Consider the following 22,834-nt stretch of genomic DNA (forward strand, 5'->3'; position numbering starts at 1 on the left):
GCGCGCGCCACCGGTCGTTGTTTCCGATCTCGATTCGACTGCAGCCCGACCCGCTATTCGACCCTTACCCGATACAGCACGTCGCCGACAGGCCGGCCTTGGCGGCCGGCCGGCGCGTGCTCCGCGATGGAGCGTCAATGCCCTACATTCTGGTCGTCGAAGACGACGCCGACACCCGTGACATGCTTTCCGCGCTCGCGCAGACGCAGCAACTGACCTGCGATACCGCGGCGACGCTGGCGCAGGCGCGCGAGCTGATCGCGCAGCACACGCCGGATCTGGTGCTGTGCGACCTGGTGCTGCCCGACGGCAGCGGCATGGATCTGTTCGACGAGCTGCCCAAGGGCGTCCATTGCGAAATGGTGCTGACCACCGGCCACGCGAGCCTGGAGACGGCGATCGACGCCTTGCGGCGCGGCGCGACCGACTATCTCGTCAAGCCGCTCAACATGCAGCGCCTGAACGCGATCTTCGCGCGCGTGCCGCGCACCAGCGTGCTGCACGAGGAGATCGCCTTGCTGCGCAGCGAGCTCAAGCAGCTGGGCCGCTTCGGCCGCATGCTCGGCAACTCGCCGCCGATGCAGGCGATGTACGACGCCATCAGCCGGGTCGCGAGCACCGAGGCGTCGGTGCTGCTCAAGGGCGAGTCGGGCACCGGCAAGGAGCTGGCGGCGCAGACCATCCACGACCTGAGCCTGCGCCGCAAGGGGCCGTTCCTCGCGATCAACTGCGGGGCGATCGCGGCGAACCTGGTCGAAAGCGAGATGTTCGGCCACGACTGCGGCAGCTTCACGGGCGCGGACCGCCAGCACAAGGGCTTTTTCGAGCGCGCCGACGGCGGCACGCTGTTCCTCGACGAAATCACCGAGATGCCGATGGAGTCGCAGGTCAAGCTGCTGCGCGTGCTCGAGACGGGACGCCTCACGCGCCTCGGCTCGGCGCGCGAGCTGGACGTGGACGTGCGGATCGTGGCGGCCACCAACCGCGATCCCGAGGCCGCGATGGCCGAGGGCAGGCTGCGTCCCGACCTCTATCACCGCATCAACGTGTTCCCGATCACGCTGCCGTCGCTGCGCGAGCGCGGCGACGACATTCCGATGCTGGCGGTGGCGTTCCTCAATCGGCTCAACGAGGAGAGCGGCCGCAAGATGCGCTTCGCGCCCGCCGCGCTGGCGGCGCTGGCCGGCTACGAATGGCCGGGCAACGTGCGCGAGCTGCGCAACTTCGTGCAGCGCGCGAGCATCTTCAACGACGGCGAGGTGATCGACACGCTGCCGCCGCCGATCATGGCCGAGGTGTCGGGCGACGCGGTGGGCGCTGACGACACGGTGTCGGTGCCGTTCGGCACCACGCTCGAGGAAGTCGACCGGCGCGTGATCCTCGGCACGCTGGCGCAGTGCGGCGGGGTGAAGACGCATGCCGCCGAGGTGCTCGACATCAGCCTGAAGACGATCTACAACCGCCTCGCGCAGCTCGAAGGCGGGGACAAGACCGCGTCGTGAGCGCCACGGCGGCGATGGCGCCGGCGCGTGACGTCCCGGCATGCCGGGCAAGGTGGGCCGCCGCGGCGGCCGGCGCGGGCGTGCGGCCGGCATGGCGGCGCGGACGGGAATCGAACGGATGACCCAAATGCAATCAGGCTGGATTCGAAATGGCATGACGGGTGCCGCGCTGGTCGCGATGGCGACGGTGCTGCAGTCGCTGCTGGTCCACTACGGCGGCCCGAACATGCCGCTGCTGCTCTACTACCCCTTCATCGCGGGCGTGGCGTGGACGATCTCGTTCGGCGCCGGCCTCGTCGCCTCGCTCGTGAGCGCGCTGCTGATCTGGCTGCTGTTCGTCAGCGACCCGCGCGCCTATCCGCTGGTGCCCGCGATGCAGGCCATGCAGATCGGCCTGTTCCTGCTGGTGTCGGGCGTGGTCTGCGCCGTGGTGGCCGCGTTTCACCATTCGCGGCTGACCAACGACGCGCTGCGCCGCCGCGAGGCCGCCGCGCGCCAGCAATACGAGTCGGTGCTCGCATCGCTGACGCAGGGCGTGATCGTTACCGATTCGGCCGGCCGCATCACCTACCTGAACCCGGCCGCGGCCGCGCTCGCCGATCTCGACGCCCGCGTCGCGCACGGCCGCGCGCTGACCGACGCGCTGCACGGCAACGACGGCCACGGCGCCGGCACGCGCTCGACCACCGTGCTCGAACGCGTGCTTCGCGGTGAGCCCGGCGCCTCCGACCTGCTGTGGCTGCGGCCCGCCGGGCAGGGCGCGCGCATTCCGGTGGCCGCCGTCGCCTCGCCGCTGTGCGACCCGGACGGCGTGCGCAGCGGCGCGGTGCTGGTGCTGCGCGACGTCAGCGCCGATCACGAGCGCGCCACCGCGAACCAGATGCTGCGGCGGCTCGTCGACGCTTCGCCCGACGCCATCATCGGGGTGGGCGCCGATCGCCTGATCACGAGCTGGAACCCGGCCGCGCAGCGCATGTTCGGCTATGCCGAGGCGCAGGCGCTCGGCCGCGACGCCGGCATGCTGGTCGCGCCGCGCTGGCAGCGCCGCCATCCGCTTGCCGCGGCGGTGCGCGACGTGCATGACGCCGTGAGCGGCGTGGACCTGCTCTGCGTGCGCGAGAACGGCGAGCGGTTCCGCGCGACGCTGGCCGCCTCGCCGGTGTTCGACGACGAGCAGGTCTGCGTGGCGCTGTCGCTGACGCTGCGCGACGCGCGCCTGCAGCGCCGCCGCGAGCGCGACAATCATCATCGGCTGCGCGGCGCGCGCGACGCGCGGCGCCAGGCCGACACCTCGAACCGCCTGAAGGACGAGCTGCTCGCGATCGTCTCGCACGAGCTGCGCACGCCGCTCAACGTGATCTACGGCTGGGTGGAGGTGATGCGCAACCCGGTGGCCGAGGCGCTGCAGCGTCAGGCAATCGACGCGATCGACCGCAGCGCCCGTTCGCTGTCGCGGATGGTGGCCGACCTGCTCGACGCCTCGTCGCTCGCCACCGGCAAGCTGCGGCTCGACCCGATGCCGGTCGATCTGGTGCGGGTGGTGGCCGACGTCACGGGCGCGCTCGGCACCACGGCCGCCAACGAGGGCATCACGCTCGAGACGCACTGCGAGCTCGACACCTGCATCGTGTCGGGCGACGCCGAGCGGCTCAGGCAGATGCTCTCGAACCTGCTGTCGAACGCCTTCAAGTTCACGCCGCGCGGCGGCCGCGTGACGGTGGCGCTCAGCCGCGAGAACGCCCGCGCGCTGCTGAGCGTGACCGACACGGGGCAGGGCGTGGCGCCCGAATTCCTGCCGCACGTATTCGAGGCGTTCCGGCGCGCCGAGGGCTCGCCCGCCTCACCGCGCCGCGGCCTCGGGCTGGGCCTGTCGATCGTGCGCCACATCGCCGAGCTGCACGGCGGCAGCGCGCGCGTGACGAGCGACGGCACCGGCCACGGCACCACCTTCGAGGTCGCGCTGCCGGCCGGCTGGCAGCCGGCCGGCACGCTGACCTGGGCCGCCCAGACGACGAGCGCGCCGGCCACGCGCGAGCGGCTGCACCTCGGCGGGCAGCGCATCCTGCTGGTCGACGACGACGCCACCTCGCGCACCAGCCTCGCCACCGCGCTCGCCACGCTCGGCGCCGAGATCGTGGTGGCCGAGTCGGGGCGCGACGCGCTCGCCAGGATCGAGGCCGCGCGGCCTACCGTCGTGCTGTCCGATCTCGCGATGCCGGACGGCGACGGGTTCTGGCTGCTCGACGCGCTGCATGGCGGCAACTACACGACCGCGCCGGTGCTGGCCGTGACTGCCCACGCCGGGCAGGCCGACGAGCGGCGCGTGCTGGCCGCCGGCTTCGACGCTTATCTGTGCAAGCCGGTCGACATCCAGCTGCTCGCACGCGAGATCCTGCGCACTACGCAGGCGCGCGGCGAGGTGCCGACGCACGCGTTGCCGCCGCCGCAGGCGCTCGACTCGCGGCTGCCCGACTGAGCCGCCGGCTCGCCCGCCCGATCCGGGGCGGGCGCCTCGTCCCCCGGCTTGCGCATGCCGAGCGCGGCCTCGCCAGCGCGTTCCGTTCCCGCTTCGGGCCGCTGCCCGTGCCTCGCGCTGATGCCGTTGCGCCCCGTGCGCGCCGCCTCGTCGCGTCTGCCGCGTGCTTCGTAAAACTTGCAATCGGCTTGACGAAAAGCACGCGTCAAGCCGCGGCGCCGCGCGCGGCGCGGGCCTACGGCCGGGAACGGCGGTTGCGCTCCGGCAGAGACCGCCGGCGTCCGGCCGGCCCATCCAGGGAGACCCCGATGAAGCCTCGCATCGCACGCCCGTTCCCGTCGACGCCGCGCCGGCGGCATCCGGGCCGCCGCCTTCTGGCGGCGGCGCTGACGGCGGCCACCGCGTTCTGCGCGGTCGCCGCGTTCGATGCGAACGCGGCCGGCGACACGCTTGCCTCGGCGTCGCACGCCGCCGGCGCGAAGCTGCACGACATGACCCTCATCACCGAGGCGAAGGCGGCACTGGTGCAGGCCAGCGGCCTCGACTCGGGCGACGTGCACGTCAGCGTCAAGGACGGCAACGTGACGCTCACGGGCAGCGTGCCCGACGAATCGCAGCGCCCGCTCGCGATCGCCGCCGTGAAGCGCGTGGACGGCGTGCGCGCGGTGCAGGACCAACTGACCATCCACGCGCGCTAGGCACCGCTCGGCACGCCGCCGCCGGCGGGTTCGCACGTGATTCGCCGGTGACGGCCTCCGAGATTCCGTGATCGCGCCGCTGCCCGCGCGCCGGCCCGATCCGCAATGCGACCAGGAGAGCGATGATGAAACGATCCAGCAGAGCATGGCGCGCGGCGGCGATTGCCGTCGCGCTCGGCATTCCCTTCGCGGCATCCGCCCAGACCAACCCGAACCCGACGCCGCACGCCCCGCCCGCGGCCGACCCGCGGGTCGGCGCGGAGATCGTCAAGCCGGCCTCGCCGGTGGGCGACACCGATATCGCGAAGCGTCCGCAGGGCATCGATCCCGAGTTCGTCGACAAGGCCTCGCTGGCCGGCAAGCGCGAGGTGCAGGCGAGCCAGCTCGCGATCGAGCGTTCGGCGTCGCCGGCGGTGCGCGAGTTCGCGAAGATGATGCTCGACGACCATGGCCGCGCCAACGAGCAGTTGCGCATGATTGCCGCCAAGCAGGGCGTGCCGGCGCAGGCGGCGAAGATCGTCGATCCCGACGTGGAGGCGCTGCGCGGCAAGCAGGGCCACGATTTCGACGTCGCCTATCTGGCGGTGGCGGGGCCGGCCGCGCACCGGCAGGCGATCCGGCTGTTCGAGGCGCAGGCGCGCGGCGGCCATTCGAGCGAGCTGCGCGCGTTCGCGCAGCAGGGCCTGCCGATGTTGCGCAAGCATCTGGCCGCCGCCCAGAAGCTCGCGCAGCAGGTGGGCAACTGAGGCGCGGGCTTGGCGCGTGGCCGCGCCGCCGCCCGTTTCAGGCCGGCGGGAACGCCGGCATGCCAATGCCGAACAGGAGGGAGGGTGCACGATGACGACCCGGTTCGATCGTGAAGGGCTGCATCAGCTGCTGTACCAGGCGCGCGAAACCAGCTTGCGCGCGGCGGCCGTCTACGAGGCGGCGCTGGCCTGCGCCGCGCGCGACGAGCTTGCCGACGAGTGGCGCGCGCACCGCGACGCGGCGCGGCGCCGGGCGCAGGTGTTCGGCACGGCGTTCGACGCGCTCGGGCTCGACGCGGACGCCACCTCGCACGGCCGCACGGCCGCCGCCGCGCTCGGCAAGTCGCTGCTCGAGGTGATCGCCTATGCGGCGCAGGGCGACGACCGCGCCGCGGCCCTGCGCGTGGCGGCCGAGTGCGTGCTGCTGATCGAGACCAAGGACCAGTTGAACCGCACGCTGCTCGGGATCGCGGCCGAGCGCATCACCGGGCCGGTGGCGCAGGTGCTGAAGGACCTGGTGGAGGCCATCGAGGCCGACGGCGAGCCGCGCGCGCTGCATGCGCGCGGCTGGTCGCGCGAACTGTGGCTCGACGCGCTCGGGCTGGCCGCCGTGCTGCCGCCGCCCGAGGAGGTGGTGCCGGGGCCGGTGCGCGGCGAACTCGGCGAACGGGGCGGGCTGACGCACTGAACGGCGCGCGCGGCGGTGGCGACTGCGTCGGCGAGCCGCGCAGCCGCCGCCGTTTGCGGCGGCTCGGCCGCTGCCGGACAAAAAGAGAGCGCCCCTGAAGGACGCTCCTGAAAACAGGTCGGCCTGACGGCCATCCCTGCACAGCGCGGTGCGGCTCGCTGGCGACCGCCGCGCGGTTCCTTTCCCGACAAGCTCGATGACGCGCCGTGCGGCGGCGCATCGGTGCCGGTATCCGCCTCGAAGCGGCCGGGGCCGTTCAGCTCCCGGCCGCTGGCTTGCACGACGGCGGGCTCGGCCGGGCGTGGCCCGGGCCAGCGCACGGCGGCCGGCGATGACTCGGCAGCGGCCGGCCCCGTCAGTCAGTGCCCGGCTCGTCTGGCTCGGGCGAGCGCCGGGCAGGCGGCTCCGGCTCCGGATCGATCCGCGTCACGCCGCCCGTGGCGGGTGGATCACTGGCCGGGAAGGTGTCCTTGAGCGTGTCGTCGATGCGTTTTTCGGGGCGCGCGGGGGCGCGCTCGCGTTCCGAGGTCTGCAGCGGCAAGTCGCGCTCGAGCGCCGGTCGGGCTGCGGCATCGACCTGAGGGATGGGCTGGGAAGCAATTCGCATCGGGTGTCCTCCGGGTGTTGAGGGAGTCGTCTGAATCCAGCAAGCGGCGTGCCGGGCGAACGCGGCGCGCGCCCCGGCCCGGCGGCGGCGGGCGCCGCGCGTTCAGCTGCAAAATTTGCAGCGACGGTGTAACGATTTCACGGAACTGACGCATTTCGCCGCGACCGGCTTGGCCCGCCGCGATGCGGGGCATGCCCGCGTGGCTCGCCGGCGCGTTGGCATGGGACTTGCAAATATGTCCCCTGATTCTGTAATGGGAGGACCGACCGTGGCGCTCATGTCTGCTTCGCCATCCGCGTTGACCGTGCCGCGGGCACAGCGGCTCGCCGGCCTGGGGATGCATCGCCCCGAGCCGCCGCCCGTGCCCGAGATCGATCCCGAGCGGCAGCCCGGCGGCGACGGGCCGCCCGATCCGCCGGTGCCGCCGCAGGCGCCGGAGGGCGATCCGCCGTCGCGGCAGCCGCCCGAGCGGCTCGCGCTGGCCTCGCGCCGGCAGGGCCGGGCGCGCTTCGCTTCCGAGCCGGGCGCGCCGGCGCACGTCGTGCATCCACGCCGTGCGCGGCACGGGTAACATGACTGACGGCCGCCCGCGCGACAGCGGGACGAGGACCGGCACACGCGCGCCGGCCGGCGCCCGGCACATGGCTGGCGCAGGGCTCGCGGGCGCGGTTGGGGACGCTCTCAGCAGAACGTACAACACGAAGAGGACAAGCTGATGATTCGATGCCGTGCCGTTCCCGTTTCCCCGCGCCGCCTGGGCCTGATGCGCCGCGCGGTCGTTCCGTCGCGGCTGACCGTCCTGACGGTGTGCTGCGCGGCCGCCGTGACGGCCCGCGCGCAGACGCCGGGCCCGCTCAGCGAGTGGCAGTACTCGGCCGGCGTGCCGCTCGAGAGCCTGTTCAATCCGCACCCGCCCGACAAGTGGGACGTGCGGGTGGGCGTGGCCTCCACGTTCCGGCCGCGGTACGACGGCTCCGACCAGTACCGCGCGATGGCCGGCCCGAGCATCGACGTGCGCTATCGCGACCTGCTGTTCCTCTCGACCGGCGAGGGGCTGGGCGTGAATTTCCTGCGCGGCCGGAACTGGCGCGCGACGCTGTCGGTCGGCTACGATCTCGGGCGCCGTTCGGCCGACGATCTCGGCCACCTGAACGGCCTCGACAACATCAATCCGGCACCGAAGATCAAGCTGTCGGCGGACTACGTGCTGTCCAAGCGCTTTCCGCTGGTGCTGCGCGGCGACGTGCAGCGCTACATCGGCGGCGCGAACGGCTGGGTGGCCGACTTCGCCGCCTACATGCCGCTGCCGGGCAGCTCGGAGCGCTTTTTCTGGTTCGCCGGCCCGAACGTCACGTTCGCCGACTCGCGCTACATGAACAGCTGGTTCGGGGTAAACCAGGGGGAATCGGCGCGCTCGGGAATTCCGGCGTATTCTGCGAAGGCGGGCCTGAGATCCTATGGCGGCGGCATCACCATGGTGTGGTTCTTCCGCAAGCACTGGTTCCTCACGGCCGACGGCGCGATCCAGCAGCTGGTGGGCAGCGCGCGTCACAGCCCGATCACGCAGAGTTCGGCGAACGCCACGTTCGATCTGTCGATCAATTACCAGTTCTAGTTCTGGCATCCATGCCCGCCGCACGGCCCGGCCGTGCGGCGAGAGAGGCACCCCGTACAGGAGGAGACGATGGAGCAGGCACGGAATCAAAACCCGGTGAAGACGCCGGCCCCCGGATTGAACCCGACGCCCTCGACGGCCGCGGCCGAACGCGGCGCCGGCCGCCACTTGACCCCTGAGCGGATCGCCGCGAAGATGCCCACCGGCCTGCCGGCCATCGACCGCGCGCGCTACACGCTCGAGCACGGCGATCCGGTGCGCCGTGCCGCGAGCCGGATCGCGACGCTCGACAACGCGGCGATGGGCGCCTCGGGCAACAGCGTCGACGTGGACGGCAAGAGCTTCGATGCGCACCGCGACGCCTCGCACTGGCACGACAACGAGATCCACTCCAATGCCTCGCTCGACGACAGCGTGGTGACGCCCGACGACGGCCTGGCCGGCTTCGCATGCCGCCGCGGCGGGCTGCAGCCGGCCGTGGCGACGCGCTTCGGCTGGCAGGTCAGCCAGACCGGCATCGTCGATGCGGGCCGCACGAACGGCGCGCGCACGGTGCGCGTGATCCGGCTCGAACCTTCGTCATCCTGATCGCTTCCTGATGCCGGCCCGGCGAGCCGCCTGCGCTCGCCGCCCCGGCAGCCGCGGCAGCGCCCGCGCGCCCTGCACGCCCCGCACGCCCCGCACGCCGGCGGCCATGCCTGCCGGCCGGCATCTGCGCGCGGGCGGCCATTTCCCTTGCCTGCCATACCGACACCCCCGCCTCGCACGGGGGTGTCGTGCATCGTCGGCCGCCGCGACGGCCCTCATCGTGGGCCGCGCTTGGCGGTCGCGGTTGCCGGTTATTGCGGGCCGAGCTCCTGCGCCGACGAATCGGCCTCGTTGCCCTGCGCGACCAGGACGTGGATGTCGTTCGGCATCACGTCGGCAATGCCGCCCGCCGGGATCGTCACCACCAGCCAGTCGGCGTTGTTCGCCAGGTTGAACGGCGCCGTCGTCAGCACCGGGGTCTTCGAGCCGGTGGTCGTGACGATGATCTGGTAGTTGCCGCCGTTCAGATAGATCGAATCCTGCGTGGTGGCCGGCACCGCGTTCTTGTAGGTCACGTTCGACAGCGTCGGGTTGGCCGCCGAGATGTTGGTGTTGCCGGCCGTGACCACGTAGATGTCCAGGTTCTGCGCGTTCGGCGAGGCGTTGAAGCTGCGCAGGCGCGCCTGGTTCGACAGCAGGCCCTTGGCATACGGATCGTCGATCACCGCGATCGGCGACGAGCTGCTCGGCAGCGCGATGGTGGTGTAGTGGTGGCCGTTGGCGGTGGTGAACGACTGGGAACCGACCGCCGAGTTGGTGCCGGTGGCGTTGTAGGACGTGGTGGTGGCGCCGCTGCTCACGTCGCCGTAGCGCGTCACGCCCTTGTAGGCGATGTTGGCCGTGTTGAGCTGCCCGTTCACGTAGTAATCGACGTTCGGGCCGAGCGGCACGGCGTGGATGAAGCGCGCCTGCGGCTTCGACACGCCAATAATGGTGCCGATGTCGTTGCCGTCGCCGCCGCAAGCGGCGAGCACTGCCACGGCCGAAACCATCACCGCCAGGGTACGAATCGTTTTCATGTTTTTCCTCTCTGAACTCTCGTTCATATGATGTTGCTCAATCCGCGCGCCTCGCGGCGCCGGTGTCTCGCGACCAATGATGTTGACTGCCCGGCGACGCGACCCCCCTTCGGTACCCGCTGCGCCGGTCCCGCGCCATCGTGGGCGGGTCCTGCTGGTGAGCACGGCACGTGCCCGAGGCCGCCGGGCGCGCGGCGCGAGCGGAAACGAAGCGCGCCGCGAGGCGCCTGAATCGGGCGCGGGGCCGGCCCGCGCAGGGGCGCCGCGCCGGCTCGCCTCCGCCTGGCTGGCCGCGCGTGCGGCACGCATCAGGGGGCGCAGCGTGGCCGCGAGTGCGATGAGCGCGCCCGGCGGCCCAAATCTTGCGAAGTGCTTGTAAAAAAGGCGTCACGCAGGCGGCGTGTGCAACGAATGCCGCTGCGGCGACGGCGGCGCAGCCCTGTCGGGCCGGGCGCGGGCGGGCCGAGGGCAGGCTGGTATGGATGTTGCAAAAGGAGAGGCAGGACCACTTAACCGACAGGAGCATCCGGATGCCCGCTACGCTCGCGCTACAGATGCGGCAACACCTGACGCTGACGCCTCGGCTGCAACAGTCGCTGCGATTGCTGCAGTTGTCGTCGCTCGAATTCCAGCAGGAACTGCGTCAGGCGCTCGACACCAACCCGTTTCTCGAGGACGTGCAGATTTCAGGCGACGACGACACGCGCACGCCGTTCGACGAAGCGACCGCCGCGGCCGAATCGGCCGAGACGTCGGAGCCCGCGAGCCTCGTCACCGCCGAACCGGGCCCGCGCGACGGCGAGCTTTCCTATACGGCCGAACCGTCGATGCGCGGCTCGCTGCGCCGCTCCAACGAGAGCTTCGACGTCGAGCCGTCGGACCGCCTCGTGCTCGAACCGTCCCTGCACGAACACCTGCACGAGGCGCTCTGCCTCTATCCGCTCAACACGCGTGACCGCGCCGCCGCGCGCACCATCATCGACGCGCTCGACGACGACGGCTACCTGCGCCAGTCGCTGGCCGAGCTGGCCGCCACGATCGCCGATTCGGACGCCTGCTTCAGCGAACAGGAACTCGCGGTAGCGCTGCGGCTCGTGCAGTCGCTCGACAAGCCGGGGCTCGCGGCGCGCTCGCTGTCCGAGTGCCTGATGCTGCAGTTGAACGCGATGCCGGGCGGGCGCGACGACGTGGAGTGCGCGAAGGTGATCGCCGAGCATCATCTCGAACGGCTCGCGCGCCGCGAGACGGCCGAGATCCAGCGCCGCATCGGCTGCGATACGCGCACGCTCCGCGCGGCCTGCGCGCTGGTGCGCAAGCTCGATCCGCGCCCGGGCAACCATTTCGGCGGCGCGAGCGGCGACTACGTGGTGCCCGACGTGATCGTGCGGCAGGTGAGCGGGCGCTGGGTGGTGACGATCAACCCGGCGGTGATGCCGCGCGCGCGCATCCACAAGCTCTATGCCGAGCTGTTCGCGAAGTCGAGCGAATCGGCCCAGTCGCCGCTCGGCCAGCAGCTGCAGGAGGCACGCTGGCTGATCCGCAATGCGCAGAAGCGCTTCGACACGATCCAGCGCGTGGGCGAATGCATCGTCGCGCGGCAGCGCGACTTCTTCCGTTACGGTGCGATCGCGCTGAAGCCGCTGGTGCTGCGCGACATCGCCGAGGAGCTGGATCTGCACGAATCGACCATCTCGCGCGCCACCGGCAACAAGTACATGGCCACGCCGCACGGCACCTTCGAGTTCAAGCACTTCTTCCCGCGCAAGCTCGAGGCGGCGGGGCGCGGCGCCTGCTCGGCGGCGGCGGCCAAGGTGCTGATCCGCGAGATGATCGCGGCCGAGCCCGGCGGCGAACCGCTTTCCGACGTGGCGCTGGCGCAGCGCCTGGCCGGCCGCGGCGTGGTGCTGGCGCGGCGCACCGTCACCAAGTACCGGCAGGCCATGAAGATCCTGCCGGCCGAGTTGCGCCGGCGCGTGCCGGTGTGAGGCGCGCGGCGGCCGTGCCGCCGTGCGGCGACGGTTTCACAATTCCAAACTGGAGGTAGACATGCTTCGATACGCGGTCATCTTTTTCATCATCGCCATCATCGCGGCGGTGTTCGGATTCGGCGGCATCGCCGCGGGCGCGGCCGAGATCGCGAAGATCCTGTTCTTCATCTTCGTGGTGATCTTCCTCGTCACGCTGCTGCTCGGGGTGGTCCGGCGCTAAGGTCCATCCGGCCTCCGGCACGGCCGCCGCGCGGATCGCGCGGTCCTGCCCGTCACCCCCGACCCTCGCCCGGCGCGAGGGTTTTTTCATGGCAGCGCCTGCACGGCCGGGAGCGGCGCGGCACCGGCTCGCGCGGGGCCCGAGCGAGCGGCCCGCGCTGAAGCCGGGCGCGCTCAGGCGGCGTTCTTCACCACGCGCGGCAGCTCCACCGCGAACACGGTCTGCTCGGCGTTGTCGGGCAGCGCGCGCACCGAGCCGCGATGCATCTGGACCACCTTCTGCACGATGTGCAGGCCGAGCCCGAGGCCGCCGCGCGGCCGCGTGGTGGCCGCGTCCGGCACGAAGGCCTCGAACAGGTGGGGCAGCACGGCCGGCGGGATCGCGCCGTGGTTGCTGACCTTGAGGCACACCCGGTGGGCCGCCTCGCCGTCGATCTCGACGACGATGGTGCCGTTCGGCTCGCCGTGATGCAGGGCGTTGCTGACGAGGTTCGACACCGCCTGCCAGAGCAGGTCCGCATCCCACTCGCCGTGGGTGTCGCCGCGCGCGGCCACGGCGATGCGCTCGCTGCCGGCGGTGCCGCTGAATTCGTCGACCACCGCGCGGCACAGCGTGGCCAGCTCCAGCTGCCGGGTCTGAAGCCGCAGCCGGCCGCCCTGCAGCCGCGCGAGATTGAGCAGCTGATGCACCATCCGCGCCATGCGCAGCGAGCTGCTCTTGATGCGCGCGGCCACCGCCGCGGTCTGCGTGCCGGACGGATCGCGCATCAGGTACTCGGCCGAGGCCAGCACCGCGCCGAGCGGCGTGCGCAGATCGTGGCCGAGCACCGCCATCAGCATCTCGTTGGCTTCGAGCAGCTGCCGGGTGGTCTGCAACTGCTCGGCGACGAGGCGCTTGTGCTGTTCGAGCTGAACGAACACGTCCACCTTCGAGCGCAGGATCAGCGGATCGACGGGCTTGTAGAGGAAGTCCACCGCGCCCGCCTCGTAGCCGCGAAAGGTGCGCGAGGCATCCTCGGCGCTGGCGGTGAGGAAGATGATCGGCACGTGCGAGGTGCGCGGGCTGCCGCGCATCAGCGAGGCGAGTTCGAAGCCGTTCATCACCGGCATGTTGACGTCGAGGATCGCGAGCGCCACCTCGTGCTTGAGCAGCAGGTCGAGCGCGGCGGTCCCCGAATTGGCCACCAGCAGCTCGACGTCTTGGCGCGCCAGCAGCGCCTGCAATGCGGTGATGTTGTGGACGATGTCGTCGACGATCAGGATGTTGACTGGGGGCATGGCATGAATCAGGAAAAAACCGGCAAGGCCGCGAGCCGGCGGGCCATCTCGGCGGGAGAGAGCACGTGGTCGGCGGCGTGATGTTCGATCGCCGTGCGCGGCATGACCGGCGAGGCCGCCGAATCCGGCGCCTGCACCCAGGCCGTGCCGCCATGCGCGCGCACGGCCTCGAGGCCGGCGGTGCCGTCGTCGTTGGCGCCGGACAGCAGGATGCCGAGCAGCCGCTCGCGGTAGACGTGGGCCGCCGATTCGAACAGCACGTTGATCGACGGCCGCGAGAAACGCACCCGTGCGTCGACCGACAGCGCCACGCTGCGATCGTCGTCCACCAGCATGTGATAGGCCGGCGGCGCGACGTAGACGCGGGCCGGCCGCAGCGGCTCGCCGGCGTCGGGCTCGATGACGGGCAGCACGCAGCGGCGGGCGAAGGTCTGCGCCAGATGGCTCGGCGAATCGGCCGGCAGGTGCGTGACGATCAATACGGCCGCGCCGAAGCCGGCCGGCAGCGCGGGCAGCAGCCGGTTCAGCACCTCGATGCCGCCCGCGGAGGCGCCCAGCACCACCGCCTCGAACGCGTGCGTGCCGGGCGGCCCGCGCCGGCGCTGCGGGGAGAGGGGCGGCGGGCGGCTCACGCGCGGCTCCGGGCGGTGCCCGAGGGCACGCGAGGCAGGGGGAACGGGGCCATGGGCGCTAGCGTTTCTGGTAGATGCGTTCGCGCTCGCGGAACTCGCCGAACGCCTCGGGACGGGCGGAGAAGCGCAGGCTTTCCTTGCTGCCGAGCCCGAGGAAGCCGCGCCGCACGAGGCTGCGCTCGAACAGCGCCAGCGCACGGTCCTGCAGCGCACGGTCGAAGTAGATCAGCACGTTGCGGCACGACACCAGATGAGCTTCGAGGAAGACCTCGTCGGTCGAGAGGCTGTGGTCGGCGAACACCACGCGCTCGCGCAGCGAGGCGGAGAAGCGCGCGCCGCCGTAGGCCGCGTGATAGTAATCGGACAGCGAGCGCGTGCCGCCCGCGGCCAGATAGTTGCGCGAGAATCCCGCGATCCGGTCGAGCGTGTAGATGCCCGCCTCGGCGCGCGCGAGCGCGTCGGGATTGATGTCGGTGGCATAGAACAGCGTTCGCTCGGTCAGCCCTTCCTCGTCGAACAGGATCTTCAGCGACCACAGCTCCTCGCCGGTGCAGCAGCCGGCCACCCAGACCTTGATCGACGGATAGGTCTGCAGGAGCGGCAGCACGTGCTCGCGCAGCGCGAGGAAGTAGGGCGGATCGCGGAACATGTCGCTGACCTGCACCGTCAGGTACTGGAACAGGCGCGTGAAGTCGGCCTCGCTGCGCAGGATTCTGTCCTGCAGCTGCGAGAGGGTGGGCAGGCCGAATTCGGTCAGCGCCTGGCTCAGACGGCGGCGCAGCGAGGACAGCGCATAGTGGCGGAAATCGTGCTGGTACTTCTGGTAGATCGCCTCGAGCAGCAGCTTCAGCTCGATATCGAAATCGGCCGTGTGCCGCGGCGGCGGAACGGGCGGGTGGGGTTGCATGGGTTGCCCTTTGCGTCAGCGCTGCCGGAACCAGACGCGGCACAGCGACAGCAGCCGGTCGACGTCGATCGGCTTCGAGATGTAGTCGTCCGCGCCGGCTTGCAGGCAGCGCACGCGGTCGTGCGCCATCGCCTTGGCGGTCAGCGCGATGATCGGCAGGTGCGCGAAGCGCGGGTCGCGGCGGATCTCGGCGGTGGCGGTCAGGCCGTCCATCTCCGGCATCATCACGTCCATCAGCACCAGATCGACTGCCTCGCCGCGCTCGAGCACGTCGAGCGCCTCGCGGCCGTTGCGCGCGATCAGCAGCTTCGCGCCGAGCGGCTCGATCACGTGCGAGAGCGCGAAGATGTTGCGCGCGTCGTCCTCGGCCAGCAGGATCGCGCGGCCCTCGAACGCGTTGTCGCGCTGGCGCACCGTGCGCAGCATGCGCTGCTGTTCGGGCGCGAGCGAGGCTTCGACGCTGTGCAGGAACAGCGTGACTTCGTCGAGCAGCCGCTCGGGCGATTTCGCGCCCTTGATGATGATCGACTTCGAGTAGCGGCGCAGCCGGTGCTCTTCGTCGGCCGACAGCACGCGCCCGGTGTAGACGATCACCGGCAGCCGCGCGCGTGCGGTGTCGGCGGCGAGCCGTTCGAGCAGGTCGTAGCCGGTGCCGTCGGGCAGTGCGAGGTCGGTCACCACGCAGTCGAAGCCGCCCTGCGCGAGCGCGTCGAGCGCGCTCGCGAGCGTGGCCACCGCGACGATCTCGGTGGTCTCGCCTTCCAGCAGCACGCGGATGCTCTCGCGCATCGCGCTGTCATCCTCGATCACGAGCACGCGCTTGACCTGCTGCTGCAGGCGCCCTTCGAGGCGCCGGATCGCCGCTTCCAGCGTCGAGCGCGCGGTGGGCTTGAGCGTGTAGCCGACCGCGCCCAGGTGCAGCGCCTTCTCGGTATGGTCGGTGGCTGCCACGATATGGATCGGGATGTGGCGCGTGAGCGTGTCGTTCTTGAGCCATTCGAGCACGGTCAGCCCCGAGCGGTCGGGCAGGTCGATGTCGAGCAGCACGGCGGTCGGCTGCATGTCGCGCACCAGTGCGATGCCCGAGCTGCCGTCGCTCGCATGCACGAAGTCGAAATCGAGCTCGTGCACCAGATCGCGCAGGATCGCGGCGAACACCGGGTCGTCCTCGATCGCGAGGATCAGGCGGTGCGGGCGCCGGCGTGCGTCGCGGTCGTCGGCGATCGGCGCGGCGCCGCGGCGCTCGGCGTCGCTTGCGGCTTGCTCGGGTGCCGCCGGCGCGTGAGGCTGGGGGGCATGCAGCGCGGGCGTGGCGAAGGGCGGCGGCAGTGCGGCGCCGGCCGCGGGCACGAGCACGGGCACGGACGAAGCGGCCAGATCGGCCGGCGCGACCGCGCTCTGGCCCGGTGCCTGCGCGAACGCCGGATCGAGCGGCAGCCACAGCGTGAACACGCTGCCCTTGCCCGGCTCGCTGGCCACGCCGATGCGTCCGCCGAGCAGCCGCGCGAACTCGCGCGAGATCGACAGGCCAAGGCCGCTGCCGCCGTATTGCCGGCTGGTCGAGCCATCGGCCTGCTGGAACGCCTCGAAGATCAGCTCCAGCTTGTCGGCCGCGATGCCGATGCCCGAGTCGCGCACGTCTAGGCGCACCATGCGCTGGCCCTCGGCCGAGATGGTCAGCGTCACTGCGCCGTGTTCGGTGAATTTCAGCGCGTTCGACAGCAGATTGCGCAGGATCTGCGTCACGCGCTGGCCGTCGCTGACGAGCGTGGCGGGCGTGCCCGGCGTGCGTTCGAGCGCGAGCGCGAGCCCCTTGGCGGCGGCCATCGGCTCGAAGGTCTCGCGCAGCGACTGCAGCAGCGCGTCCAGCGAGACCGTCTCGGGCTCGATCGTGATCTGGCCGGCCTCGACCTTCGAGAGGTCGAGGATGTCGTTGATCAGCACCAGCAAGTCGCTGTTCGAGGCGTGGATCGTTTCCGCGTAGCGCACCTGCTCGTCGGTCAGGTTGCCGGTGCGATTCTCCTGCAGCAGCCGCGCGAGGATCAGCGAGCTGTTGAGCGGCGTGCGCAGCTCGTGGGACATGTTGGCGAGGAATTCGGACTTGTAGCGGCTCGACTGTTCGAGGCGCGCGGCGTTGGCCGATAGCGCCTCCTGCGCCGTGACGAGTTCGTCCTTCTGCCGTTCGAGCCGCTGCGCGTATTGCTCGAGCTGCACGTTGGTCTGTTCGAGCTCGGCCTGCTGTTCCTTGAGCCGCGCCTGCGAGTCGGCCAGCGCGCGGCCGCGCTCCTCGAGCCCTTCGTTCGAAACGCGCAGTTCCTCCTGCTGAACCTGCAGCTCCTCGTTGAGCTGCTGCGTTTCGGCAAGCGTCTCCTGCAGGCGTTCGCGATACTGCGCCGCCGCGAGGAAGTCGCCCATGCTGGTGGCAACCAGTTGCAGCAGTTCGAGATCGCGTGCCTCGATCTCGCGCATGAAGGCGAGCTCGACCACGCCGTTGACGGCGTTGTCGTTGAGGGTCGGCAGCACCACGATGCCGCGCGGCCGGCTCGCGCCGAGCCCGGAGCCGACCGTCAGATAGGTGTCGGGCACGTCGTGCAGCACGATCGTGCGGCGCGAGGCGGCCGCCTGGCCGACCAGGCTTTCGGGCTCGCGGAAGCTGCGGCCCGCGCTCTGATGCGCGTGGCTGAAGCCGTGTGTGGCCACGCGGCACAACTCGCCGGTGGCGGGCTCGCGCACGTAGACGGCCGACACCATCACGTCGAGATACTGCGCGAGGAAGTCGAGTATCGCGAGGCCGACGAGCGCCGTGCTGCCCTGGCCCACCACCTTCTCGGCCAGCAGGCGCTGTCCCGAGCGCAGCCACACCTGCTGCTGCAAGACCTCGGTCTGTTCGGCCTGCCGGCGTAGCGCGCCGTCGTAGGTGCGCGAGAGGTCGAGCAGCTCACGGCGGCCGCGCCAGGCGAGCAGGGCGCTTGCCAGCACGCTGAACAGCAGGAAGATGCCCACCAGCGTCCAGGTCAGGCTCCTGGCCGAGGCGCTGCGCTGCTGGCGCAGCGCCAACTCCACGTCGAGGAAGGCGCCGAACTCGCGGCGCGTGGCATCGAACGCACGGCGGCCCTGATCGGCCTGCAAGGCGCCGCGATAGTCGAGATTGCGGCGCCGCAGGTCGATCAGTTCGCTCGAATAGCGGTTCCAGGTGTCCTGGAACGCCTGGATCTGGCGCAGCGTATCGACCTGTGACGGGTTGTCCGCCACCAGCTTCATCAGCGACTCGATCTCCGCCTGCAGGCGCGCGTCGTCCTGCTCGTAAGGCGAGAGCAGGGTTTCGTTGCCGGTCAGCAGATAGCCGCGCAGCGATGATTCGCGCTCGGCCGCGAGCCGCAGCATTTCATTGGCGTCGCCGATCACGCGTTCGGAGTGCTCCACCCAGCTCATGACCGATACCAGATAGAGCACGAGCGCGATGAACACGCCCGCCGTCACGATGCCCATGCCCAGCGGCAGGGCGATGTTGCGCTGGATGATGCGTTGGAATGCGGTCTGATCGACTGCAGCGGTGGCGGTCATTTTTTCCGTTTTGTAGCGTGCCTCGAATCCCGGGCGGTATTTTCTGCACGGCGACGGCGTCGCCGCATGACCGGGAGCCCCCTGGCGCCGGGTGGGCTCACATACTACTGCGGCAGGCTCGGCGCGCGCTAGCTGATGCGGTGCGCGACGGACAGATTTGGCGGCATGCGAGGCGGGCGTGGTGGGCCCGCGCGGCGCCGTGGCGTTGGGCGCATGGACCCACGCCTTGGGCATTGCCAAGGCGAATGGCGGCACTAGACGGAAACTGCTGCTCGAGCAGCCAACGGCGAAGAGGCTGGCTCGGGATGCCGACAACCCGACCGCGATCAACGAATGAGAGCAGGTGTCGAGGGCGTATGATCAGGGCGCTTGCGGCCTAGTGCGCGGCCCGGTCGGCAAGGAACTGCGCTTCGGCAACACGTTGTGGGACGGGTATGGGAAGGGCAACTTGATGACCAGCTCGAACGTCGAGATGATCCAGGCCATTGACCCGAGCACCAGGGAAATCACCATCATTTTTCAGAGGTAAGTCATGGGCTTTGTTGTGACCGGTGTTTCCCGCAGTGATATCCAGTTGTGCGAAGGTTCGCGCAAGGCCCGCGTGCAGGGCGAGGGGCTGCTGGTCTCCAAGCCCGGGGATCCCGCGTTCGTGGTCTATCTGAACACCCTGAACGAGCTTGCGTCGGCAGGGAAGAAGGAATCATTGAGCGAGACGGACCGCCAGCAGATCATCGAGGCGATCGAGGCGTACTTCTCCGGGCGCAGGATGGTGGTGGACTTCGAGTAAGGAGGTGGCCGCGCGCGTTCGAACCGTAGCTTGGAATTTCCAACTGGGAAGGCCGGGGCGGCCATGCTGCCGATTTGATTTCAGCAGCGTCGGGGCGGTACGCCTTATCCGGCGTCTGATCGGACAGACGCGAATGGGCCGTGTCCGGTGTACAAAATGGTGTTCTGATCGACGGAGCGCCGTCGAGGTGGCGCAACGGGCCGAGTTGGATGGGATGCGCCCGGCGGCTGCCCCGCGACGCGTGATCTTCGCAGACCGGCCAGTATGGGGCATTTGCCCACAACATCGCGCGGACAGCCAAACGTCGTTGGCAATCCGTAAGCGCACGTTCGTCACGACGCGGCGATTTGTTCACAGGCTTTTCGGGGCGGCATGAGGCATACCGTTTGTCCCGTTATGAAAGGACAAGTCCACAGGATGTAAAATTTTCGCAATGATAGTAATCTTCCTGTTTTTCACTAGGGCTGCCTACCGGTGGAATTTTGTTAGAAGCTGTCACGGACTACTTCGGTGGTCACGTCAGCTCATCGCCCTGCAAATCGGCCAAGGAACATCATGCTGACTCGTTTGAAAGTTGTCGGGTTCAAGAATCTTCGGAAGATCGACATTCAGTTCGGTCTGTTCACTTGCATTGCCGGTGCCAATGGTGTGGGGAAATCGAATCTGTTCGATGCAATCACTTTCTTGTGCGATTTGGCATCCATGCCGATTCTCAAGGCATGCAGCAATGTGCGCGGTACACATGGCCGGGCGTCAGAATTCGAGTCACTGTTTTTCCATGAAAAGGGGGAGAAGGAACTCCGAATGGAATTTCTTGCGGAGATGATTGTCCCAAATGACGTTGTCGATGATTTCGACCGCAATGTCAAGCCTACGGCGACCTTGCTTGAATATTCCTTGGTGCTTCGTCTTAATACTGAAGCGACACTTGGCTCTTCAAAAGATCCGATCCACATCGAACGCGAAGAATTACGTGCGAAGCCGTCCAGTGAAGCGCAGAAATTCCTTTCGTTCAGCGTCGGTGCTGATCTCGCTAAAAATAAAAAGCTGATCTTTGGACCTGGGCCACGTACATCTCCATTCATCGAAACCGATAGCAAGGATTTGGACATCACAATCTTGCTGCGCAGCGACCGTAGCGGCGGGCAGCCTCAGAAGATATCTGCCCGCAAGAGTCCGCAAACTATTCTTTCCGGCGTTAATCTGTCATCGCACCCGACGGCCTTGGCTGCCCGCAGAGAAATGCAATCGTGGCGTATGTTGCAATTGGAGCCTTCGGCATTGCGCGCGCCGGACGATGTGTTTGACGACGCCTCGCTTTCTCCCACGGGGAAGCATATGCCCAATACTTTGTTCCGTTTGGGTAGATACAGCGATATTGCGAATCGATTGGCTGATTTGATCCCCGGAGTGACTGCCTTGGATGTAGATACCGATGAGACGAGGCAGCAGCGCACACTATTGGTGAAGATGAGCGATGGTCGTTCGTATCCCGCGAGTTCATTGTCGGATGGCACGCTCCGGTTCCTCGTACTTGCGGTGCTGGCTAGCGATCCAGATGCCAAAGGACTGGTGTGCTTGGAAGAACCTGAGAACGGCATCCATCCTTTGCGAATTCCTGAGATGCTTCGCTTGGTCAGGGAACTTTCCGATGCCGACTTGTCGGGAGAGGAGCTTGCCGTTCAGCATTCGTTGCGACAGGTCATCATAAATACACATTCGCCGCTGGTCGTAGCTGAGCTTTTAGACGACGAATTGCTCTTTGCTGAATCTTTGCGCCTGCGTGGTGCCTCGTTTGCAAACTTTAAGCCTATTGGCGGGACTTGGCGCGCGCGAGCGCCAAACGCGTCCGATTCAGGATTTATCACACGAGGTGAGTTGCATGCCTATCTCTCTGGCATGAGAGCGAGGTCAAGGAGCAATGGTCCTAAACACGTTGTGGACCATTTGCCGCCGATTGAGACACTGGATCTTTTTCGAAGTGCCTAATCGCGTGGCCTATATATGAAAACTCTGACAGTAACGCTACTTACTGATGGCACATCGGATCGGACTCTGCTGCCTATTGTCCAGTTTCTCTTGGACGAGTGGAGCCCGTTTCCCCATCGAACGCTGTTCGCCGACGGACTTCATTCAGGTGCGCTCAACGCTAGGCTTCCTCGGGTAATCGAGCTTTTTCCGTGCGATTTGCTTTTTATTCATCGAGATGCGGAGCGCGAGCCTCTTGAAACCCGCGTGCAAGAAATCCAGACGGCGCTGGCGGAGTCTGCACCCCAGCACCTTCCGCATATTTGCCTTGTACCTGTGCGGATGACCGAAAGCTGGCTGCTGCTGGACGAACCGGCGATCCGTTCAGCCGCTGGCAATCCTGATGGACGTACCCCACTCAAGCTCCCCAAAGCCGCTGCCATTGAAGGGCTCGCAGACCCCAAGAGCAAACTGTTCGAGTCACTAACGGCGGCAGCCGAGGTGACAGGAAGGCACCGGCGAAGGTTCAGTCCGGAGGCCGCACGGCATCGCGTGGCGGAGATTCTCGATCCGAGTGTGCTGCGTCAACTTGCGTCTTTTCAATTTGCGGAAAAACAGGTTAGAGATTTTTTTCGTACCAACTTCACTGTGCCCTCAGAGAAAACGCATAAAGCCATCCCCAGGCCCATCAAAGCGACGCGATAGAAGTCAAGGGTAGCGGCGATGAGCCGCTTGGTCTTGGAGACCGTCCGTTCCGGAGATAGGACTGTTCGGACGCTCGCGAACGGGAGTTGATGACTCACCGGCTTTAATGCGAGGACTGACTGATCTGGTGGCAAGATCATTGACGCGCCGGTTGCCCCTTGACAATGCGGTGGTAACGAGGCGCGTGCTGGCCAGGATCAGGCGGATGGCCGCTCTACGCTCGAGAGCCGCCGTCCGTCCCAAGATGCTGTGAGGGACCGTTGTGGGTCGATCTACGCCGGTCGCGCGTTGCAGGGCGGCGGCCGGCCGCGATCGGCCAGCATTGGCCGTGCGGCCGAAGTAGGTAACAATCAGCCTAGGCGTTGATCCGGCGCTGCTGGCGTATGTAGACGAACGTGCTGCGAAGCAGGGGATAAGCCGAGCGGCTGTGATCGCCGTGGCGACGTCGAAGTGGGGCGATACTAACCAGTCATGCCGGTGTCAGTAGACTCGACAAGTTTCGTAGCGGAAAATTGCGAGAAGCCAGTAGCCACTAGAGGTGGCCTCACTCGTTCGGACAGTTCTCTGAGATTTTCAAGTGGAACGACCGCGGCAATCATGCTGCCGATTGGATCGCAGGCAGCATCGCGAAGCATGCCTCATCCGGCGTCTGATCCGCCAGACTCGAATGGGGCCGTTTCCGGTTATACAGCTCAATGTAGTTGCCGATGGGACGCCGGGCATGGCCGACCGACTCGTGCGCTTCGGTGCGGCATTGCTGTTGTGGTAGAGCCAGTTCTCACCGCCGCTCTTCGATCCTTGGTGCCGGCTTGGCTGGTGTTTTCCAGTTCGACGCTCACGGTCATCG

20 protein-coding genes are annotated in these 22,834 nt (G+C 68.4%); 13 read left to right on the plus strand and 7 right to left on the minus strand.

Annotated elements, in window-relative coordinates; genetic code table 11:
- Positions 1 to 137: 137 nt before the first annotated feature.
- From KS03_RS22950 to KS03_RS22970, 5 genes are all read left to right on the plus strand, one after another.
- Positions 138 to 1,502 (plus strand): sigma-54-dependent transcriptional regulator, encoded by a 1,365-nt coding sequence (locus KS03_RS22950; RefSeq protein ID WP_012735221.1) that lies wholly within the window; start codon positions 138 to 140, stop codon positions 1,500 to 1,502.
- A 118-nt stretch (positions 1,503 to 1,620) separates the two neighbouring features.
- Positions 1,621 to 3,978 (plus strand): hybrid sensor histidine kinase/response regulator, encoded by a 2,358-nt coding sequence (locus KS03_RS22955; RefSeq protein ID WP_080569358.1) that lies wholly within the window; start codon positions 1,621 to 1,623, stop codon positions 3,976 to 3,978.
- A gap of 308 nt (positions 3,979 to 4,286) precedes the next feature.
- The gene (locus tag KS03_RS22960; RefSeq protein WP_012735223.1) at positions 4,287 to 4,676 is read left to right on the plus strand and encodes a BON domain-containing protein; all 390 of its coding nucleotides are present in this window, start codon (positions 4,287 to 4,289) and stop codon (positions 4,674 to 4,676) included.
- 122 nt (positions 4,677 to 4,798) lie between these two features.
- The gene (locus KS03_RS22965; protein ID WP_017433649.1) at positions 4,799 to 5,422 is read left to right on the plus strand and encodes a DUF4142 domain-containing protein; all 624 of its coding nucleotides are present in this window, start codon (positions 4,799 to 4,801) and stop codon (positions 5,420 to 5,422) included.
- 91 nt (positions 5,423 to 5,513) lie between these two features.
- Positions 5,514 to 6,110: a hypothetical protein gene (locus tag KS03_RS22970; protein ID WP_012735225.1), complete on the plus strand. Its 597-nt coding sequence runs from the start codon at positions 5,514 to 5,516 to the stop codon at positions 6,108 to 6,110.
- A 355-nt stretch (positions 6,111 to 6,465) separates the two neighbouring features.
- Here the strand turns inward: KS03_RS22970 and KS03_RS22975 are convergent, their stop codons facing one another.
- Positions 6,466 to 6,717 (minus strand): hypothetical protein, encoded by a 252-nt coding sequence (locus tag KS03_RS22975; protein WP_017425257.1) that lies wholly within the window; start codon positions 6,715 to 6,717, stop codon positions 6,466 to 6,468.
- Positions 6,718 to 6,994: 277 nt separating this feature from the next.
- Between KS03_RS22975 and KS03_RS32185 the strand changes: the two genes are divergently transcribed.
- The 3 genes from KS03_RS32185 to KS03_RS22990 all read left to right on the plus strand — a co-directional run bounded on the left by KS03_RS32185 (position 6,995) and on the right by KS03_RS22990 (position 8,920).
- Positions 6,995 to 7,288 (plus strand): hypothetical protein, encoded by a 294-nt coding sequence (locus KS03_RS32185; RefSeq protein WP_162486900.1) that lies wholly within the window; start codon positions 6,995 to 6,997, stop codon positions 7,286 to 7,288.
- A 144-nt stretch (positions 7,289 to 7,432) separates the two neighbouring features.
- Positions 7,433 to 8,332 (plus strand): MipA/OmpV family protein, encoded by a 900-nt coding sequence (locus tag KS03_RS22985; protein ID WP_012735226.1) that lies wholly within the window; start codon positions 7,433 to 7,435, stop codon positions 8,330 to 8,332.
- 69 nt (positions 8,333 to 8,401) lie between these two features.
- On the plus strand, positions 8,402 to 8,920 hold the full coding sequence (locus KS03_RS22990; RefSeq protein ID WP_012735227.1) for a DUF3005 domain-containing protein: 519 nt from the start codon (positions 8,402 to 8,404) through the stop codon (positions 8,918 to 8,920).
- Between the two features lie 251 nt (positions 8,921 to 9,171).
- Here the strand turns inward: KS03_RS22990 and KS03_RS22995 are convergent, their stop codons facing one another.
- Positions 9,172 to 9,939 (minus strand): DUF4397 domain-containing protein, encoded by a 768-nt coding sequence (locus KS03_RS22995; RefSeq protein ID WP_012735228.1) that lies wholly within the window; start codon positions 9,937 to 9,939, stop codon positions 9,172 to 9,174.
- A 530-nt stretch (positions 9,940 to 10,469) separates the two neighbouring features.
- Between KS03_RS22995 and KS03_RS23000 the strand changes: the two genes are divergently transcribed.
- Together KS03_RS23000 and KS03_RS30350 are read left to right on the plus strand one after the other, a co-directional pair.
- On the plus strand, positions 10,470 to 11,924 hold the full coding sequence (locus tag KS03_RS23000) for an RNA polymerase factor sigma-54 (protein WP_012735229.1): 1,455 nt from the start codon (positions 10,470 to 10,472) through the stop codon (positions 11,922 to 11,924).
- A 61-nt stretch (positions 11,925 to 11,985) separates the two neighbouring features.
- Positions 11,986 to 12,147 (plus strand): DUF1328 family protein, encoded by a 162-nt coding sequence (locus KS03_RS30350; RefSeq protein WP_012735230.1) that lies wholly within the window; start codon positions 11,986 to 11,988, stop codon positions 12,145 to 12,147.
- 173 nt (positions 12,148 to 12,320) lie between these two features.
- Here KS03_RS30350 and KS03_RS23010 read toward each other — a convergent pair whose 3' ends face one another.
- The 4 genes from KS03_RS23010 to KS03_RS23025 are packed head-to-tail and all read right to left on the minus strand — an operon-like array spanning position 12,321 to position 18,527.
- Complete coding sequence (locus tag KS03_RS23010; RefSeq protein WP_017432158.1) at positions 12,321 to 13,424, minus strand: hybrid sensor histidine kinase/response regulator; 1,104 nt, start codon at positions 13,422 to 13,424, stop codon at positions 12,321 to 12,323.
- 8 nt (positions 13,425 to 13,432) lie between these two features.
- The gene (locus tag KS03_RS23015) at positions 13,433 to 14,056 is read right to left on the minus strand and encodes a chemotaxis protein CheB (protein ID WP_012735232.1); all 624 of its coding nucleotides are present in this window, start codon (positions 14,054 to 14,056) and stop codon (positions 13,433 to 13,435) included.
- 58 nt (positions 14,057 to 14,114) lie between these two features.
- Positions 14,115 to 14,963 (minus strand): CheR family methyltransferase, encoded by an 849-nt coding sequence (locus tag KS03_RS23020; RefSeq protein ID WP_012735233.1) that lies wholly within the window; start codon positions 14,961 to 14,963, stop codon positions 14,115 to 14,117.
- A 15-nt stretch (positions 14,964 to 14,978) separates the two neighbouring features.
- Complete coding sequence (locus KS03_RS23025) at positions 14,979 to 18,527, minus strand: response regulator (protein ID WP_012735234.1); 3,549 nt, start codon at positions 18,525 to 18,527, stop codon at positions 14,979 to 14,981.
- Positions 18,528 to 19,101: 574 nt separating this feature from the next.
- Between KS03_RS23025 and KS03_RS23035 the strand changes: the two genes are divergently transcribed.
- The 3 genes from KS03_RS23035 to KS03_RS31630 all read left to right on the plus strand — a co-directional run bounded on the left by KS03_RS23035 (position 19,102) and on the right by KS03_RS31630 (position 21,987).
- Entirely contained in the window at positions 19,102 to 19,314 is a 213-nt protein-coding gene (locus KS03_RS23035) for an Imm74 family immunity protein (RefSeq protein ID WP_232252270.1), read from the plus strand.
- Between the two features lie 555 nt (positions 19,315 to 19,869).
- A complete protein-coding gene (locus tag KS03_RS30355) occupies positions 19,870 to 21,303 on the plus strand; it encodes an AAA family ATPase (RefSeq protein WP_012735236.1) in 1,434 nt (477 codons plus the stop codon).
- A 15-nt stretch (positions 21,304 to 21,318) separates the two neighbouring features.
- A complete protein-coding gene (locus KS03_RS31630) occupies positions 21,319 to 21,987 on the plus strand; it encodes a DUF4276 family protein (protein WP_012735237.1) in 669 nt (222 codons plus the stop codon).
- Between the two features lie 595 nt (positions 21,988 to 22,582).
- Here the strand turns inward: KS03_RS31630 and KS03_RS33430 are convergent.
- Positions 22,583 to 22,762 carry an integrase core domain-containing protein gene (locus KS03_RS33430; protein ID WP_080569359.1) on the minus strand — a complete coding sequence of 60 codons (180 nt, stop codon included), beginning with the start codon at positions 22,760 to 22,762 and terminating at the stop codon, positions 22,583 to 22,585.
- Positions 22,763 to 22,834: the final 72 nt, after the last annotated feature.

Source organism: Burkholderia glumae LMG 2196 = ATCC 33617 (assembly GCF_000960995.1).
Classification (GTDB): Bacteria; Pseudomonadota; Gammaproteobacteria; order Burkholderiales; family Burkholderiaceae; genus Burkholderia; species Burkholderia glumae.

What these genes read in the sequence shown, in the direction of transcription:
- KS03_RS22950 (WP_012735221.1), top strand. Translation starts at nt 138, where the DNA reads ATGCCCTACATTCTGGTCGTCGAAGACGACGCCGACACCCGTGACATG.
- KS03_RS22955 (WP_080569358.1), top strand. Translation starts at nt 1,621, where the DNA reads ATGACCCAAATGCAATCAGGCTGGATTCGAAATGGCATGACGGGTGCC.
- KS03_RS22960 (WP_012735223.1), top strand. Translation starts at nt 4,287, where the DNA reads ATGAAGCCTCGCATCGCACGCCCGTTCCCGTCGACGCCGCGCCGGCGG.
- KS03_RS22965 (WP_017433649.1), top strand. Translation starts at nt 4,799, where the DNA reads ATGATGAAACGATCCAGCAGAGCATGGCGCGCGGCGGCGATTGCCGTC.
- KS03_RS22970 (WP_012735225.1), top strand. Translation starts at nt 5,514, where the DNA reads ATGACGACCCGGTTCGATCGTGAAGGGCTGCATCAGCTGCTGTACCAG.
- KS03_RS22975 (WP_017425257.1), bottom strand. Translation starts at nt 6,717, where the DNA reads ATGCGAATTGCTTCCCAGCCCATCCCTCAGGTCGATGCCGCAGCCCGA.
- KS03_RS32185 (WP_162486900.1), top strand. Translation starts at nt 6,995, where the DNA reads ATGTCTGCTTCGCCATCCGCGTTGACCGTGCCGCGGGCACAGCGGCTC.
- KS03_RS22985 (WP_012735226.1), top strand. Translation starts at nt 7,433, where the DNA reads ATGATTCGATGCCGTGCCGTTCCCGTTTCCCCGCGCCGCCTGGGCCTG.
- KS03_RS22990 (WP_012735227.1), top strand. Translation starts at nt 8,402, where the DNA reads ATGGAGCAGGCACGGAATCAAAACCCGGTGAAGACGCCGGCCCCCGGA.
- KS03_RS22995 (WP_012735228.1), bottom strand. Translation starts at nt 9,939, where the DNA reads ATGAAAACGATTCGTACCCTGGCGGTGATGGTTTCGGCCGTGGCAGTG.
- KS03_RS23000 (WP_012735229.1), top strand. Translation starts at nt 10,470, where the DNA reads ATGCCCGCTACGCTCGCGCTACAGATGCGGCAACACCTGACGCTGACG.
- KS03_RS30350 (WP_012735230.1), top strand. Translation starts at nt 11,986, where the DNA reads ATGCTTCGATACGCGGTCATCTTTTTCATCATCGCCATCATCGCGGCG.
- KS03_RS23010 (WP_017432158.1), bottom strand. Translation starts at nt 13,424, where the DNA reads ATGCCCCCAGTCAACATCCTGATCGTCGACGACATCGTCCACAACATC.
- KS03_RS23020 (WP_012735233.1), bottom strand. Translation starts at nt 14,963, where the DNA reads ATGCAACCCCACCCGCCCGTTCCGCCGCCGCGGCACACGGCCGATTTC.
- KS03_RS23025 (WP_012735234.1), bottom strand. Translation starts at nt 18,527, where the DNA reads ATGACCGCCACCGCTGCAGTCGATCAGACCGCATTCCAACGCATCATC.
- KS03_RS30355 (WP_012735236.1), top strand. Translation starts at nt 19,870, where the DNA reads ATGCTGACTCGTTTGAAAGTTGTCGGGTTCAAGAATCTTCGGAAGATC.
- KS03_RS31630 (WP_012735237.1), top strand. Translation starts at nt 21,319, where the DNA reads ATGAAAACTCTGACAGTAACGCTACTTACTGATGGCACATCGGATCGG.